Source organism: Marinobacter litoralis (assembly GCF_016427555.1).
Taxonomy (GTDB): Bacteria; Pseudomonadota; Gammaproteobacteria; order Pseudomonadales; family Oleiphilaceae; genus Marinobacter; species Marinobacter litoralis_A.
In genome coordinates, this window is record NZ_JAELVS010000003.1 from 74,720 (window position 1) to 91,916 (window position 17,197).

A 17,197-nucleotide genomic window follows, 5' to 3' on the forward strand; every position below is an offset into this window, starting at 1 on the left:
CATCTAAATCTCTCCCTGAACCCTAAGTACTTGCTACAACGTAATCGAACCATTCCCCGAGCAAAGCCTTCTCCTCATCCTGAAAGTCCCCTGCCGGAAAATTCAACTGTGCTTCAGGTGAAGCATTCCTGCTGAGCCGGAAATTCACAAACGGAAATCGGTTATTAAGCCTTAGCAACTTTAGCAGTTGATCCTTCCCTTTGAACGCACCGACGACATTCTCCGACAGGGCATCAATTGTGTCGCTTGAAAGCGGACTTAAGAGCTGTTCAATAGGGCCAGACATAGTTTGGAAACTCAACCAAGTCTGAGGCGCGCGACTGGCCGTTCTCTCGCGAGGCAAAGCTACTGGTAGTGGTCTCGGCCCAGACACATTTTTGGCATTAATCTCGTCAATGGTGAGGTCCTGGATGCCATGGAAAAGTCTGGCCTCTAGCTCGTCAGAAAACTTCTTAATGCTCTCGAGACCCATTCGAAATTCCTCTAAAGACAGCCACTGCATCGTCCCTCGCCGAACAAACAGAGGAAAATTGACGCGGGTGCTGAGGTAGAAATGACTGTTACCCGAGTCCTCGTCGACCGCCACGCGAACTAATGGGTACGATTGGCTCAGTTCATCAATCAATGTTTTCAACTCAGTGAGGGCTATCTTTTCAAAATTCTCGCGATTAGCAATTGGCGACGCAAAACTCACTATGTAGGCTGTCTCAGGACTCAAAGCCGAAAACCGAGGTGAAAAACCAAGCGTTGCGAATATAGGCTGGTGCCGCCGGGATTGCCCTCGCTCAATGCGTGGATCAATGATGAACAAAAGCTTTGGTGATGTCTGGCTCGACCGAGCTTCGATGATTTTGTCGTTCAGCGGATCACAAGCACTTTCGAGATGCGCTCGGATGGTCTCTGCGATATCGGAAAAAGTATGGGTATCCTGCGGCTGGTAGCAGGAATCTAATGTTTCAGGCCGATCAAATCTTGCCGGATAAGGATCGACCACCTCTTCCTCAGAATGATCAATTGGTGTTCTGAAAAGCTGCCCCCAATCCTTGTTTGCGGTCGGACGATATTCAGAATCAAATTTCGTCTGTAGGCAGGCATCCATTCGTTCTTCCACCTGATGTTTTCGCTCAATGAAAGAAGCCACTTGATCCTCATCCACGGAACCCTCTAGGTAGGGGTAATGGATACCCAGATCGCCTTTGCCAGATTCCAGCCGTTTATTGACGCACCCGAACAAACGGTCAATCCGCCCTACCCTCTGTTCGTTATCCCCCGGTGATCCCGCTATTCCATAGTGGTGCACCTGATGACAATTCATGTGCAGATTCACCCCTTCCTGGAATACCGAGGTAGAAACCAGAACGTTGGGGTAAAAGGGGCTGTTAAAACCCAGTATCAGGCGTTGGCGGGCGCTGTTATTTTCACCACTGGCGTACCAGGCTGGACTGGTCAAACCTTTTAAGCTTCGCCATTCCTTACGCCAATCTCCGACACCATGGTCAACAATTTTGTCGCAAAGTGCTTCGAAGGTTTCCAGGGCCGCGACAAAGTAGCGGAGTAACAAAGAGCCTTTGATTTTTTCCTGCCGAACGAAATCATAGAATCCTCGGTACCACTCCTGCACATTGGCAATCCTTCCTTTGCGGCGATACTCTGCAAACCAGCTATACAACTCCACGATCACTGGGCTCGCATGTAAAAATCCGGCTCGAATATAGTTCCCGAAGTTTTCCGCAACGGGCTTACTTGTGTTTGCCCATCTAAGCATTTGCTCCTGAAGCTTGCCAGGAAGTTCATTGAAAACCAGTTTCCATACTGTAAACAGCTCCTGAGTGTAGGCTGTTTGCGGTGCTTCAGTTTTGCCCACGGCTTCTCGCAAATCGGCAGCACTGTTCCAACGGGAAAACCGTTCATAACGAGCAGCCACACCGTAGTTGGCCCGCGTACGCTCTGAATCCCCATAAAAGTAGCTGTATCCGCCTTTGAGGTAATCACTGGACGGCTCAAGAAACAGCGAGAACAGACTTTCATGTTTGGTAAAACGCCGCCGCACATTTACACAATCGGTCTGGCCACCAGCTGCGCCTTCCTTAACAACAAACAGCTGAGCAACCCTTGATGCCAGATAATCCTCTTCCATGCCGTCAGCGTCTTCGTCATCCGCATCTACTTCCGCGCTTTCATCCTGAACGTCACCCGTTCTTACGCTTTCTAAAAGCTGTTCAAATTCGTTGCGGGAAAAGCTTTTAAGCCTTGGCTGTCCGTGAGAGTCAAATGAGGACAAGCCCAATCCGGAAAGCAGCATTTCACCTAACATTTGGTCGTAACGCTCATTTAAGCGCTGGGTTAATTCTCTGACCGAAGGAATGCGACGAACAAAAATCAGATGTTTAAGGTTGCTGAGTGGCAACTGGTATAAATCCGCCTTTTTAGGAACACACGCCTCAATCAACCGACCGTATTTTGGGTGCCCGGGAAATCGATCGAATGCCTTATAGAAACTGTCGGTAAGCCCCATGAGCAGATTGGTATCCGGAGCCGTCGAGTAATCGGTCTTGCCTTTATCACCATCAGACGTATCCCGGTCAGGATCCTGCCGCGAGGCCTCGTCTGTTATGAGATCTCGGCCAACGGACTCAAACCCTTCCAGATACCCGTACATCAGACTTTTGTTTTCATTTTTCTTGTTTAGTTCAGCTACCAGGCCTTTCTGGTAAAGGGCAAAAAAGCCTTCTGCCTCGGGTTTTCCATCAAATGTCGCCGGCATAGGCTTTTCATGTCGGTAATGCCGTTTACTGAAGAGCTTTCCATTGGCCTCCATAAGCCGCATCCGTCGCAGTCCATAGTTATTGAGCAGGTAACTGGCGCGATCAGCTTCACTTGTCCATCCGTCCCCGGAATCCAAGAAGTAACTGAAAATGCTGTTTACATCCGAAAGACGGGTATGACTGGGCGTTGCTGTCAGCAATAAAGCTCTTTGTGAGAGTGGATCGTGCTTGGTACCAAAAAACGCCCCGGCTGCAGCAACCCGCTGAGAGCCGCCGTGAATATTCCTAAGGTAATGGGCCTCGTCAACGATGATCAAGTCGAAGCCCTCAGGACCAAGAGCACTTTTGATGCTCTCGTGAATCTCTTGTGCTCTTTCTCCGGCGACTATGTCAGGGCTACGACCATCAGTGTCTTCGCCCCGTAGCAAGCCACTCAATGAATGAATCGTGGTGAGATAAAAATGGGAAACGCCCTGGCTCACTGCGGCATCTAGATCAGCTAATGACTTACAGATTTCTATGCTGGGAACGACACCTCCATCAACACTGTTCTTAACGGTGTGGTCGACAACCCGGTAGTGGGAACTCACCAAGTTGTTAAATTCCCGGCGCCAGTGCAGGCATAAATCCCTGTTGGGTGCCATCACCAAAACTCGGGCATCAGGTTTCCTCTTCCATAACAGCGCTGCAACCCCCAGCGCCTGGAAGGTCTTGCCCATACCTACTTCATCCGCCAGCAGAGCCACTTTCTGTTCCGCTAACACATTCCATAAGTAGGCGACCCCTTCGGTCTGTTTAGCAGGCATAGATTGGCGGTCGTGCGCACTATAGCGCCAGTCTTTCTGGCCACGATTGAAGTTGATCCACTCCGAGACCATGTCGGGACTTAACAGCCCCCAATCGGATACGCTCATTTTCCTTCCCTGTTAGAGCTACGGCGAAAGTATTCGTCGGTTAACCATGCGCGGTATTCTTCACTGACCGATGCCGGCAGCGCCGGTTCCGCAACAATCAAAGCTTCCCATCTTTGGAATGTTTTCTCAGATCCAGCACCGACTAACTCTGCCTGCTTTGAACGGGCCGTACTGCATAGCTGATTAACCTCCTGGGTAAGAAACCAGTTAAACAGAGTAGGCGCAGAGCTACTCTCAATGCGGTGCACCGTTTTTTCTACCAGCTCTTGGAGACACCCAGGACGAATGAACGCCCAATACTCCAGTTCTTTCTGATCCCGGCAACCAGCCAACAGCTCCTCATAGTGATGGCAAGCAGAGAACAGCCGAAAATAACTGATGTCAGCCGATTGATGTTCATGTTCGGAGACCACAGCGGCATCGTCTGAGACCAGAGCGTCAACCAACGCCCGCCCATCATCGTCCTCCTCGACGCGGTAGGCAGCAGCATCGGTAGGAGGTTCACCGCCGGATAGCACCAACGCATCCAGCAAGCCTCGTAGATCCTCATACTGTTGAGCTCTTCGGAAGATCGGACGTGTTTCAATAATCAAACCTTTTGCGATCGCAACATCACCGCTGAGTACCTCATAATTGCGGTCTACTAAAAGCGGTTTCGTGGATGCTACCGGCAACTCCAGTTTCTGTAGTACGAAAACATCACCGTGAGAATCAACCACCCATTGAAGCTTCACTGAATGGGAAAGTCCGGGAAGTTCTAGCTCAAACTCACAATCAGGCTCCGACGTACCAACCCACACTCCCGAAATGTAAAAACGCTCGATTTGCCAGTCAAACACCACGCGCAGATCAAAAGGCGGGGGCTCCGGGACTCGAAGACTTTCCTGCTCCATTTGGTCTGGTGTCGCAAATAAAGCTTCAGACAACGGCAACACCTCACCCACATACTCCGCCAAAGGAGACTCATCAACGATAAGCAAACCTGCTTCTACGTTATGGATGGGATAGCCACCGTCTGGTATCAAATTGCTCCCAGGCTGAGTGAAATTCCAGGATCCAATCGCTAATCGATCCGGTGTTTTCCAAAGCTTTGCATGGGTCATAAAGCTTCGGTGATCACGTTTGGAGGGGCTCTGGTGCAAAGAGAGCAGCCCTTGCTCGTGCAACTTGGCCAAGCCCTGGTTCCATTCAGCGCGTAAATACTGATTCTCTACCCTGTCTGGTACCAGCTGAACCCGAAGGTCAGGAGCTACTGCAAAACGCTGTAAGTTCCTCACGTACTTACTGATATCTCTTGAAAAATAAGGGGACCAAACGGCAAGTTCACTTGGTTTGCTATCAAAAAGACGATTAAGAAAGGGTATCCCTGCCAGACTATGACAGAAGCTCACCCCCGGATCCTCCGTCTGACCCGGGATGGAAAAATCTTCAGGGAATCGTTCTTGAACGTTGGTAAACACTGGCTGAAAGAAACTTCTAACGGATTCCGCCATGCTCCGACTTGCCACCGGAACAAAGGAGAACAGCTCCTGATTTCTGCCCCAGCCATCCACGGTCAGGTTTGCGCTCCCGGAACCAAGAGCAGAACCTTTGTCGCCCTGAAGATAGATAACCTTTGCGTGGAACAGACTGTGCTCAGAGAAAGAAATGTCTCCATTGGATGACAATCTTTCCGGTGAAACGCCATGAATTGGAATTGCGGTTCGTTTATTCTGATCTGGCTCGATGAATCGCTTGTCACAGAACACTCGAATATCGATACCCCGCTCGCTCAGTACCTGCTGCATCCCCTCATAGTCCATTCTAAGCTTTGGGGGATCCATCCCTAGAATGGTCGGTAAAAGGTAGGTTTCGATAAATTCGATGTTGATGACGAAACTGGTGAGCCAAACCCGCTGAAGCGTGCCTACTTCGTCAATCTGTTTTCGGAAAGTCGAGAGCAATTTCAATGATCACCCCCGTAGTAGCCGCTGACCAGGAAATTAAACTGATGCAAATAGTAAGAATTCACCCAAGAACCAGGTGGGCGGTCACCTGCAACCGGTAACGATGCCGTTCGGCCATGGTTATGAACTTCCCCGCTCCGCGCCAGCTCGACCCAGCGTAATTGGCCCCGCTGCTTCATGACGGTCGCATGGTAATCCAGTAAAGCGACAAGCTGTTCTTCTACGGTATTCAAGCGGGCAATTTGAAGTATTTTTTCCAAACGCTTTCGGCCTGTTTCTTGAAGAGGAACCCGAATTTCAGGGTGGTCAACGATTGTCTCAGCGTAACTTTGTAGCGTGGTTTCGGAACGACCGAGCCGCTGCCAGTGATCCCGAATTTCTGCCACGGCCTGAACCTTCTTGTGTCGGGCAACTCGAAAGAGCAAATCTACTTCAGCAAGCAAAGGTTCAATACGCTGGATGTTCTGAAGTTTCTGGCGTTCAGCGGTTTCACCATCAAAGGTCTTAACCGCCTCTTCAACAATGGACTGAGGGTTCAGTTTCTCCGGTGCAACATCATTGGCTTTGAACTGACTGAGCTTTTTTTTCATAACATTTAGAAGTTCACCAGCAGATCCCTCGTTCAGTCCCGTCGCTGAAAGCCAGAAGTCCCGTGTTTCCGAGCCGACCTTGGCACCAGTAATGAAAGCCGTGCGGTAAGCGTTCTTTAGAACTGGCGAAATCTCCAGGAAATTAATCCTGGGAGGCACTTGGGACTTGGCCTGCGCTGAGTGAACAAGATTTACCAAGTGCCTTCTGACCTCTGTGAAGCAATAACGCAGTGAATCACTACTTGATAGCAGCTTCTCAAACTCAGCCCAGCGCTCTTGAGCCGTAGGATCAATATAGCGGTAGTTCTGATCGAAGAACCCTATCTCTACAAACGGTGTTTTGTAACGACCGCTCACTCCCAAGCCCAGCTGGCGAACTAACAATTGGCCTGAAGGTTTATCCGTAAAAATCAGCTGGTGATCCCCTTTGCTCTCCTGCTCTTCCAAAACGGCGCGACCTTTACTACCACCCAAGATACCGAGCGTATCGATACCCGCGTCCTCTGGTCGATGAACCATTGAGTAGGTAAAGATATTCTCCAGATGTATCAGGCAGGCATGAATAAATGGCAGGCTATCTTTCGGCCCCAGCTCATTGGCAAGTGCATCGGACACCTGAACTTCTTCATCGAGAAGTATCGAGCGAATCACACCATGATGCAGCAAGTTGAGCGTAAAATTTCGGACATCATTTGAGACGGAGTTTACGCGGTTTCGGAAGACCTGTTGGCCATAAGCCGACCAGATAACCAGCTGGCCGAGCGGGTCGATAAACGAATCACCAGACAAGGAGTCATCGTATTCGGTAAGCATATCCTTAAGCTTCATAAGACAGTCCAATCCTTGGAGAAACAATCACGTTAAAGCTTCCGGCTCCAGCTTCTCAGCCTCCCAAGCCTTATACGTTTTCCCTTCCGGTAATCGCCATTCAGTGGTGCCATTGGTTGGACGGCCATTCACCACTGCCGCTGCAGCACTTGGGCTTTTAAACGCGTAGTTCTCGGTAAACACAGCAAGCTCTCCCTCTGGGCGTATGACACCCGCTGCCACCAGCTCACCATGCAGCTTACTGTAGCCAGTGTGGTGAGTGCTCTTACCTCGCCATCTGGGACTGACTTTGGAGCCCGTGAGAACCACAAATTCCCCATCCGTGAGCACAGCTTTGGCCTCGATAGCATGCTTGGGGGTTCGAAGTTCAAACACTGTATCCGGCTCATCTGGGTCAGCAGAGGAAACTGAACCTGTTTTTGCCTGCGGTCGAGTCTGAGCAAGAAAACTGTCGATACGTATGGCGGGCAGCACCATCATAAGGTACTCAAGAAAGCTCTCCATATTGGCCTGCGCAGCCTCACTCAGCGAGGAGCGCGGGGGTGTATTGCCATTGTCTAGTCGGATTTTGCCAGCCCGTCGAGCCTCTTCAACCAGCCTGGATTCCAGATACTTTGCATGTGCCTTATTAAGGTTATTCCCGGCAGTCGTTATAAGAACCGCAGTGGTCCACCAATCCTTGGACGTGTCATGGCTTTTAATCCGCCCGCCGATATCCTCACCCTCCCCGATGTAAGCCAACGGACCGTCATCATCTTCGCCAAACAACAAATATACGCCAGTGTAGCTGGCTTCCGGCCTCTTCAAGGCGGCTCCCAGGCGCGTGCGCGGAGCCATGAGCACATGACCCGTCCAGTTAAACACCTCGGCTGTCAGCATGCCGTCGGGTTTTCCATCGATGAAGAATAGTTCGAGAGACTGCCCTTTATTGTTAATCATCATTCTCTGCTATCGTTGATTCGACTTTTTACTGCTTTATCGTGTCTACCTTCGGGTTTGAAACGCAAAGCTCCGCCGCCCAACCACTCGAAAATCTCGTGAGCCAGCAAGTTTCTGCTCGTACTCCACACCAGCTCCGTTCACTCGAAGGTACCGCTTTGTCTTGCAAGACTTACAATCTGTCGCAAAGCTACTGGGTTCTTGATGAACCAGCTTTACTGGACTTGAGCAAACCGGACATCGCTCAAGTACCATGATTTCCTGTTGTCTTCTGCCCAACTCCCTCACTTGAGAAGCTGCATTGTCATCGACAAGTGACCGCTCAACCCGTGAAAGATCACCCTCGCTCAGACCCTCTACAAGTCTAATTTCATGTCGTTTCGATTCTACTGCCAGGCCTTTAATTTCTCGCGCGATTCTTAGTGAATTGGCTGGGACTTTTAAGATCGGGCAACCGTATCCAGCCACCAGCTCCCTCTGTAAAAGCTGATCGATCAGATAACCAAATCTTTCGACGCTATACAGGTCGAACGGCGATAGCTGAATCCATATGCCATCGATGGGAACTTCACTGGAATACAAGTGTTCGTCCGTCAATTTTGGCCAAGCCACTACTCTAGACAAAGGGTGATCGAAATTCTGCTCCGCAGAAAGTTCGTTTGGACGTTCGCCCAACTCCAACCAAGGAACAACTTCCAAGAGAATTTTTTCTGTTCTGCTTGAGTCATCGGGAGATAAAATCAACTGCCAGTCGAGCCCTACCTGTCTCAGCTCAAGATTCAGCCCGGCCCAACGCGATGAAAACTCAGTTCTGAGATAAGGTGCCAAAGCATGACGAAGAACCAGACCGGCGTATCTCGAATACGTTAGGTTCAGCGCTTCGTTTCGCGCGCATCGTTCCTCAGGCGTCGTCTGTTTACCGCCAACGACACTCCGTAACTCATTCCAAAGGACAGGTAAATGGCGGTAATGCTGATCATGGCTCAGGATATTCGTAAGATGCAGTCCGTCTCCGATATTTACGCCGCGGTTCACCAACAGGTACAAACCTCTCTGCTTGAGACCTCGAACTATACCAAGCGCATTCTCTAGCTGTTCCAGCGTTTCGGCTAGCTGTTCGGACGCTTTATTGGTTGAATCCTGAGTAAAGGCTTTTCCCCAAAGCCTGCATATTTCGTCAGTCAGGCGATGATGAAGCTCATTAGTTCCGTAAAACTCCAACGCCTCATTAACGGCAGACTGGATCTGCTTTAGCGTGCCGACTCGTTTGCACAAATATTGCTCGATTTTGTCAAGCAACCTTGCGTACACACGATTTTCATAGATATTAAAGTCGTCCTCGCTAAACCGGGCTTTCACTCTCTTGGGTATAACACCGGACAAGGTCTGGCGCTGCCAGCACTCAGAATGCGAGGCCAGATGCACCAAGGCTCCTTTAGCTAACTTCTTGGCCCTCGCGACATCCGTGACCTCTTCTTCGTAGTGCAGGTCCAACCTAGGTCTCATCGATATTTGATGAAGGTGCCCCGCTCCGATGGTCTCGATCAGTTTCAAATCAAATGAGTTTAGGTGACTATCTTCGTTAACCACACCCTCAGGCATTAATGGTGATGCCAGCCCATTTCCACTCTCGATGCTTGAATCTATCGTATCCAGGATGCGCTCGAATAAATCGGCTTTCTGGACGATTGCCTTATCCGGCAACCTAAAGGATTTTCGCTCGCCATCGACATTGGCAATTTCGCTCCCATCGTCAACCAAGAGACCGCTCGTTCCCACACCTAAAGATTTTGGATGTCCAGCCGTTGCCTCAGCTAAATAACGGCCGGACTCGACAACGTCAGGTAAACGCTCGATAGCCTTCCCAGTCAGCCGATCCACCCACATTAAAACCCGCCCTCTTTCCTTTTGATGTCTTTCTCCAAAAGATCAAGTGAGGTCACTGGAAGACTATCCAGGCCCGTTCCGCTCCAGAACGCTTCCAATGAAGACATCAATTTTCGAACGGAATCCGCGCTTACATCGAAGCGACCTGTTACCTTACCCTGGCGCATTATTCTGCTCGCTAGCAGGTGATCCAGAGCCTCACCCCTGGTCGCCCCTGATGACATCATCACGGGGATAAACCTGAGCGCCTGCTTCTCAAAGCGGTTGCCCCACCCCAGACCAAAGTCAGTCTCAAGCTGTTTTGTAAAGTCGTTTTCGGTTAATTTACCTAGCAAATCTTTCACAGAGGCGGTGTGCTCCCCGCAGGCAGAATCGAAGGCTTTCTGAAGAGAACTGAATGAATAGCTCGCAGGTGGATATTCCTTGATACGGAAACTGTGATCCTGCTTCGGAAGTGTCATCACATGTGACCGATCATAAGTCTTATCAGCTAGCTCATTAGTCGTCTCGTCATGATTTGCCGTGCCGATAAACCAAACGTTGTTCGGCACAAGAATCTGGCGCCCATCCCTCAGCATATTTGGTGCCCCGGGCAACTCTGTTTCAGAAAGGCTGATTAGTCGCTCGGCCGGATTATTTTTTTCAAGAGCGGACAAGAATTCTGCGAAATATTGCTCTGGTCGAGAGAGGTTCATCTCATCAAGCAAGATCACATTACAAGAGTCTTGCCAGCGAGGGGCCTGTGCCTTGTATAGAGCTTGCAAGCAGTCCTTCTCGTAGAAACGGCGCTCAAAGGCGTTGAAATGACCCAGCAAATCATCGCGATCTCTCCAGCCTGCCTGCACGGCTATGTCCTGACAGAACCCTCCCATGGCCTTAGCAAAGGCCTTCGCAAGGCTCGTTTTACCCGTGCCACTAATTCCTTGGAACACGTGTAACTGACTCATAGCCAAACCACCGAGAAGCAGCCTGATATCCTCAATCGGATAGAATAGCTCCACATTCTTTTCAGCTCGGGCAATACGGTGCTGAAGTTCTTCTGCAAAGGACTTCAAATCTGGCACATGCTCAAGTTCGATGCTGGCCTGGAAGGCTTTATCAGTGTCCATGATCGACATCGCAGGGAACGCTGTTTTGGCCTTTTGCGCATTGGTCAATTGATCAATACGAGTTTCAAGATCATCAATGTGGACCGCTAACGTATTTTTGTGAGATTCGAGAACCCGCTTCTCCCGGGCAATGGCTTCAAGCTCCGTAGCAGCTACACGCTTCACGCTCAACTCTCGACGCGCTTCGTCAAGTTCCGGGCGCAGAGCGGCAATGTCTCGCTCCAAGTCTGAGACTTTATCCCGTAGATATTGATTGTCTTGCTGCAACCCAGCGGTGTCTGAAGATTCCAGCTGTCTTTTCAGCTCGCGATTTTCAGCAGTCAATCTCTCTAAATTCTCAAGTATTTCTGCCGGAGAGCGCTCGCCCAGTGCAGTACCCAACTCCTGGAGGTCATGTAACCGTTCTTGTAGCGTCTGAACCTTTTCCCAAGCCTTCTCTCTCTGTGCAGATACCTTCGCCAACTCGAGCGCAAACCCCTTTCGCTCAGCTTCCATTCCCTCAGCTATGCGATTTTCTAGCTCAGCTTGCTCTGTTTTGAGTTCTGACCAATCGCGGTCCAGCCTTGTTCTATCGCGACTTAGCTTTGCCTTTTCCTGGCTGAGCTCATGCTCTCTCGCATCAAGCGCGTCAATTCGCTGAGCTTCTGCGTCAGAACAGCTATGCCTGATTTCTGCCAGCTTTCGTGCAGCCTGCTTTATTTCCTCTCCAAGCGCGGTCTTCTGATCCTGTAGATCCTTCAGATCTGATTCTCGCTGCACAATCAGCTGACGCTGTTGCTCTTCCAGTTGCCGCAGTGCTTTCTCATTCTCCTCTGCAAATCCTGCCTCAGCATTCGCCTCTCTCTGCTTAAGCAATCGTTCGAGGCTCAAAAGATCATTTTTCTTGGTTGCTAACTCCTGCTCCAGCTCGTCTATGCCGGCAACTCGTTGCTCCAAGGCCTCACGGTCTGCCTCAACCCGCTCAGCTTCGAGTTGCAGCCGTTTGTGTTCGGCATTGTTTTCTTCACCAAGCTTGCTGGCCTTCTCCCAACGTTGGATATATTCCTCGTTGAGCTTCTCCTGGTATTTGCTGAGCTCCTTACACACCTCTGCAAATCGCTCAATCCATCTCGCTATTGAGGCAGTGTCCTCAGTCTTCTGAAGCGCATCCAGGACCCGACCGATCAATTCTTTGTCGACGTCAATATCTAGGTTTGAACCAGTGGCTTGATAGACCTTTGATGCATTCTCAAACGAGGCTGCCCATATCGGACCATGCTTTTCGAGTGACGCAGCCTGACGAGAAGGTGCAGCGGGAGCTCCTGTTGCCACCGGGGAGGCATTGCGTTTGTTTCCATTCTTCTTGGCCATTACATCCAGTCCTTAAAGCATTCCGTGAAATTCTTTGCATACGTCATCTGTTCTATCACCAGGTCCTGAGTAATCTCTTTCGACCTCCGTTTATTGAAACGACTCTGTCCATGGCTACTCTGATTCCGAAGGTCAGCCAGATCTAACAACTGCATTAGCTGTAAGTCCGAATCTTGCAAAACCTTTAGCGGGTGCTGATCGTCGTTGAGTGCCCCCATTCCCGCGGCAAACAGTAAGGCTTTGAGAGAGCTTGATGGGTTGCGACACGATTTGATGACGTCATCTAAGCGCTGCCTCGCTAATATTCGAATGACATCTTCGGTGAAAGATGGAATACCCAATGCGCCAAGCAACCCTTCATTCAGACTCCAGTTCGATTTCTTCGCGGATGGTATCTGCCCCACATTCGCAGGGTAGGTCTTGATCAACCATTGCATAACCACTTCGAGAAGCTTCTGACAGTCACCGAGAGCAGCCTCCAAATCAGAATCCCAAGTCAGTCCCGATTCGATTCTGCGTCGCCACTTCAATATTCGGGCGAAATACCGCTTGATGTCGGGCTGAGCCTCTACCCAGGGGTACTCGATCAAAATATCCAGCTCCGTTCTCTTTTGAAGCTCTCTCAACCACTCTTCATTAGTCAGTGCCCCTGCGTCTGGAATACCAATCAGCGGCGCGAGAAAATTCCGAAGCTTAGTGTCTGAGTCCAGCAACTGCCTCACAGGCTCTTCGAGCCACCAGGCGCCTTCCCTGAGCCCAAACGGATCCCTTACTGACCAGAGCTCGTCCCCCTCATCATCACCCGTTATCCAAACCACAATTCTCGCGGCCTCCGGTGAATCGTCCAGACGCTGAATGCCCTGCAATCGCACAGAATCAGATGACGAATGCAAGCCGTCCATTTGCTGGCTGGCCCGAAAATCTTTCCGATAGTCACGGTAGGCCCGAGCGAGCCCCTCGTTATCTAAAGCAGGCAGGTTTTGCTTTTTTGATCTGGCGAGATAGGGCCGGAAGGTGTGACCTGTCCGTCTCTCAACAGAAAACTCCGGAAACCTGGCTTGCGGATCCAGAGGCTCTATTTGTTCGAGCCTTGTTACCATTCGTGGCCAGAAATCACCGCTTATCGCGTCCTGAATCAGGAAGCCAGCCTTGAGATTCGACGACTCATCTTCCTCAGCGTCCAGCAGCTTGTGTCCTTCATCCGTCAGAGCATCCGCCCCCGTGGTCAACCAACCATGACTAATCCCTTGCGCAATAATCAGGGCGATCAATTCCGGGTGTAGACCAGTCAGAGCGGCAATATCATCCTGTCTGGTGCATTTGGCCCTGATCAGTCCCAAAACCGCTCGCTGAAACAAATTCAACTCGGGCTGCCTTGGTTCAGGATAGAGAACTCGATGAACAAGGACCGGCCAAAGAATCGCTTTCGATTTTGACCTGGGCCGATCGCTGAATTTGAGATAGCTGCCAGTTTCAACGAACGCTGCCATGGTCACCTCCACATAGTTCGTAGAAAGCAGCCAGCGCAGGAACAGCGTCTCTGGCATCGGGATTGGTGGCAAGGTTGGCATCACCAACGCAAATCAACATTTGTCGCTGACGACTCATTGCCACGTTCATTCGGTTTGGTAACCGTAAGAAGCCGAACTGTCGATTCAGTTGCTCTTCCCTTGCAGCGTCATCGTCTAGCTGAACCATTGCAGGATGCGTTGGTTGATAGGTTCTCACGCAGGACAATAGCACCACATCAAACTCCTTCCCTTGGAAGGCATCCACTGATCCAACCCTTAGCCGTTCTTCCTGGCTATATGAGCCATCCGCGTTCTGTTTCTTTGTCCACTTGAAATCATCATGAGGTTCGTACCCGCCCTCTTGTTTGACCATCAAAGGCTTTCCGCCGATTTTCGTCTGCGCCAGTTTTTCCATGATGAGATCGCGCTGAGCGGCATAGAATGTAATCACGCCAACAGAGACGGATTCTCCACCAGCCTCCATCACCCGCCGAACCTCATCCACGATGCGCTCAGCCTCTGCTTCCCTAATGCGACTCGTCCCTCTCTTGCCAGCTTTGCCCTCTGTAAGTGGAACGTTAACCCACTGGCACACACGCCCTTGGTAGTGATGGCTCAGCTCCTTCATGCCATTAAGGAAAGAATCGGAAAAAGCGAAATCCTCCGCCTTTCGGCCAGACTGAACCTTTCCAAGCCCCGCAGCCTCGTAGAAGTGTTTGCTCACAAAATCCCCCAGAACAGGATGCATGCGGAACTGGGTATCGAGCATGACAACTCTCCGGATGTTGTCCTGCCGTTCGAGATCCTGGAGTTTCACTCTCAGTCGCTCAAACAAGCTTGATCGAAAAGCTGCCAGTTGTTGTTCCGTAAGGTCATGCTCCTCTTGCAACTGCCCCTCAATATTGGGTTCGAGCATGTGTGGCAACTGCCGATCGTCGCCCACCAGAACAATCCGCCGCTTGGCCATGGCCATCGGTACAAACAGATCCAGCGGATTTGCCCTTGCAGCCTCATCAACGACTACAGTCTCAAACTCGATTTCCGTAGTATCGAAACCGGCAATCGATTTTAGATTGGCCATTTGCTGGCCAGCCGCTTGCTGGCAGGTAGCACCGACCACCATGGAGTATTCATCTACTACTGATTGAGCAGCCTGACGATCAAGACTGAGACTATCGGAGAGCTGCTCAAGTACCCAGGCTACGCCTTGCTTGCGCGCCTGAACCTTTCTTTCGATCAGCCGCTCCAGAGTGTTCAACAAATCCAGCCCTTTCGAATCTATTTTGAACCTGAGCTCTGGGGGGCGGTAATCTGGCAGGTATTGATCCAGCAGTCGGCTCTTAAGCCTAGCGAGCTGTTTGAGGGCCGTATCATTCACTTGCTCTGCGTCAGCCAATTCCTCGAGCAAAGAGAGATATTCAGGATTACCGTTTGGATCATTTCGTTTCAGCCAGCTCAGCAAATCCCAGGCGCGATCAGCCCCATCATCTTGAAAAGACATCGCAGTTTCGCGGAGCGCCCTGATCTTGCGCAACGCAGTGGGATCCATCTGCCCTTTGTTGGCCGCTACCTTACGGCTACGCCCCAACCTCTCAATGTATTCTTCCAGTTCCGCCTCTGTTTTCGGTGGAATGATTAGCCCATCGGCTATGAGCTCCCTGAATCCATCAAGAATCCGCTGAATCTCATCGGCAAGTCGGGCCGGTTCGTAACCGGCCACCCGAGCAAAAGCCAGGGCTTCGGACAACTTCTTGATTTTCTCCAGCTCTGGATATCTTTCGTACTCCAGCGCAATCTTCTCTTTGAGATGCGCTGTCTGTCGATCCAACCACGGGTCTATCAGAGCAGCGTCGTCAGCAGCACCCCGTTTACCACCCACTCTGGTTGCCGGTAACCCCAGCACATCACTGCGATCCAAAGCATTATCGACCGCATCGTGCTGGAAACTGCTGATGAGAACTTGCCCGGAAAGGTTCTGATTCTGTGATTCCTCGGCCAGCCGCCTTTGAAGAGCCGCAATTACCTGAGTCTTGCCCGTTCCAGGCGGCCCAATAATGATGGCCAAATCCGGCGTATTCAGTGCCGCATCCAATGCCTGAATCTGCTTTTCTGTGGGCTTTCCACCCTTGAACGTCTCTTTGGCGTATGGTGTGAGCCCATCTATTCGTCTCCTGCGAGCGGACGGAACAGCAACACCCTCCAGGAGCCATTTCAACTGTGGCAAACGCTTTCCGGAATCAATGGATTGCTTGGCAGCAAGGCGACGCTTGCCGGCAGTTCGGTGCCCCGCCAATGACAGGTACAGCCAACCCCCTTTCTCGCGTGGCCGAACAGACTTCCGATTGGAAGCGGGTCTGAAAATCACGTGATCAGATTTGAAAACGATCGTGCCTCGCGGCGTGTTCGCAGAGGCACCATCGCTTTCATCTGTCGTTAATTCTTCAGTCCAATCTGGTGGATTAATTCCGATATCCACCTGACGATTCGATGGCAGATCAAGACCAGCCCAACGATCACGAAACTCTCGATAATCATCGGGTGTTCGCGGAATCAGGCGCCAGGCGTTCTCTCGGCCGTCTTCAAATGCCTCCCAGTCTACAAATCTCAAAGATCGTAGTGTCTCCGCCTCTTTCAAAGCGTTCTGCCATTCCTTGTCGTTGTATAAATTCCATAATTCCAGATAACTTTCGTTATCGCGCAACGTCGCATCCAGGATTGCTTGCTGAGAGCCGCTATTCAATACAGCCGCCACAGATGCATCCACGAAGGTGAACTCTCCAGTCAGTAGAGAGAATGCACTGTCTTTCCGGACATGTCGGGTAATTCTTTTGACCAGCAAGGCGCCGTCATCTCTGCGCTCAACATCTGCTCGCCATCCATTCCCCAACAACTGAAAACCACCTTTGGAAGCTCGGTTGGAGAATCTTGCGAGGGTGAGCCAGCGCTCTTCTTCTACGTCCACGACGAAATGGGATTCAAACCAGCGGCAGGCCAGGTCAACATCCTTGTCACCTATTTCCTGTTTGCCATAAAGGTCGTCAAGGATCAGCTCATCAAGGCCAAGTTCCAGCCCCATGGGTGCAATTTCGACCGGAGCACAGTACTGAACAAGCAACTGGCCTTTGCGGGTTGTGGTTAACAGCCATTGCACCTGGTCGCGCTGCGCCAGACGTTCAAAAAGAATCCGATCAACCGGGCTACAGCCAACAATGACACGGACATCGCCCTGAATAGCCATCCAGTCATCATCGTATGGCTGAAACAGAATCTTTTGGCCCGCCTGAAAGCCGCTTAGATCTTCTTTGCTCGATAAGGTGAGCAAGTCCTCGGAAAACAGCGGAAAGTCTTTAAGCTCCAT

The 17,197-nt window shown here is 50.8% G+C and carries 8 protein-coding genes; all 8 read right to left on the reverse strand.

Annotation, left to right across the window (positions count from 1 at the left end):
* Nucleotides 1-22 precede the first annotated feature (22 nt).
* Genes JAO79_RS10455 through JAO79_RS10490 form a run of 8 tightly spaced genes read right to left on the reverse strand, consistent with a single transcriptional unit; the run spans nt 23 to nt 17,197 of the window.
* Entirely contained in the window at nt 23-3,679 is a 3,657-nt protein-coding gene (locus JAO79_RS10455; RefSeq protein WP_199007211.1) for a DEAD/DEAH box helicase, read from the reverse strand.
* Complete coding sequence (locus JAO79_RS10460; RefSeq protein ID WP_199007212.1) at nt 3,676-5,628, reverse strand: hypothetical protein; 1,953 nt, start codon at nt 5,626-5,628, stop codon at nt 3,676-3,678. Before JAO79_RS10460 ends, JAO79_RS10455 begins: the two co-directional genes overlap by 4 nt.
* Nucleotides 5,625-7,043: a hypothetical protein gene (locus JAO79_RS10465; protein WP_199007213.1), complete on the reverse strand. Its 1,419-nt coding sequence runs from the start codon at nt 7,041-7,043 to the stop codon at nt 5,625-5,627. The genes JAO79_RS10460 and JAO79_RS10465 overlap by 4 nt, the downstream gene beginning before the upstream one ends.
* 27 nt (nt 7,044-7,070) lie before the next feature.
* The gene (locus JAO79_RS10470) at nt 7,071-7,982 is read right to left on the reverse strand and encodes a GIY-YIG nuclease family protein (protein ID WP_227664548.1); all 912 of its coding nucleotides are present in this window, start codon (nt 7,980-7,982) and stop codon (nt 7,071-7,073) included.
* 45 nt (nt 7,983-8,027) lie between these two features.
* Nucleotides 8,028-9,869, reverse strand: coding sequence for a hypothetical protein (locus JAO79_RS10475; RefSeq protein WP_199007215.1), 1,842 nt, complete (start codon nt 9,867-9,869; stop codon nt 8,028-8,030).
* A complete protein-coding gene (locus tag JAO79_RS10480; RefSeq protein ID WP_199007216.1) occupies nt 9,869-12,328 on the reverse strand; it encodes an AAA family ATPase in 2,460 nt (819 codons plus the stop codon). Before JAO79_RS10480 ends, JAO79_RS10475 begins: the two co-directional genes overlap by 1 nt.
* Complete coding sequence (locus JAO79_RS10485; protein ID WP_227664571.1) at nt 12,328-13,899, reverse strand: hypothetical protein; 1,572 nt, start codon at nt 13,897-13,899, stop codon at nt 12,328-12,330. Before JAO79_RS10485 ends, JAO79_RS10480 begins: the two co-directional genes overlap by 1 nt.
* Nucleotides 13,802-17,197: a DEAD/DEAH box helicase gene (locus tag JAO79_RS10490; RefSeq protein ID WP_199007218.1), complete on the reverse strand. Its 3,396-nt coding sequence runs from the start codon at nt 17,195-17,197 to the stop codon at nt 13,802-13,804. Before JAO79_RS10490 ends, JAO79_RS10485 begins: the two co-directional genes overlap by 98 nt.

Bases quoted from the DNA above. Each gene is read 5' to 3' on its own strand.
- JAO79_RS10455 (WP_199007211.1), bottom strand. From the start codon at position 3,679: ATGAGCGTATCCGATTGGGGGCTGTTAAGTCCCGACATGGTCTCGGAG.
- JAO79_RS10465 (WP_199007213.1), bottom strand. From the start codon at position 7,043: ATGAAGCTTAAGGATATGCTTACCGAATACGATGACTCCTTGTCTGGT.
- JAO79_RS10470 (WP_227664548.1), bottom strand. From the start codon at position 7,982: ATGATTAACAATAAAGGGCAGTCTCTCGAACTATTCTTCATCGATGGA.
- JAO79_RS10475 (WP_199007215.1), bottom strand. From the start codon at position 9,869: ATGTGGGTGGATCGGCTGACTGGGAAGGCTATCGAGCGTTTACCTGAC.
- JAO79_RS10480 (WP_199007216.1), bottom strand. From the start codon at position 12,328: ATGGCCAAGAAGAATGGAAACAAACGCAATGCCTCCCCGGTGGCAACA.
- JAO79_RS10485 (WP_227664571.1), bottom strand. From the start codon at position 13,899: ATGCCAACCTTGCCACCAATCCCGATGCCAGAGACGCTGTTCCTGCGC.
- JAO79_RS10490 (WP_199007218.1), bottom strand. From the start codon at position 17,197: ATGGAGCTTAAAGACTTTCCGCTGTTTTCCGAGGACTTGCTCACCTTA.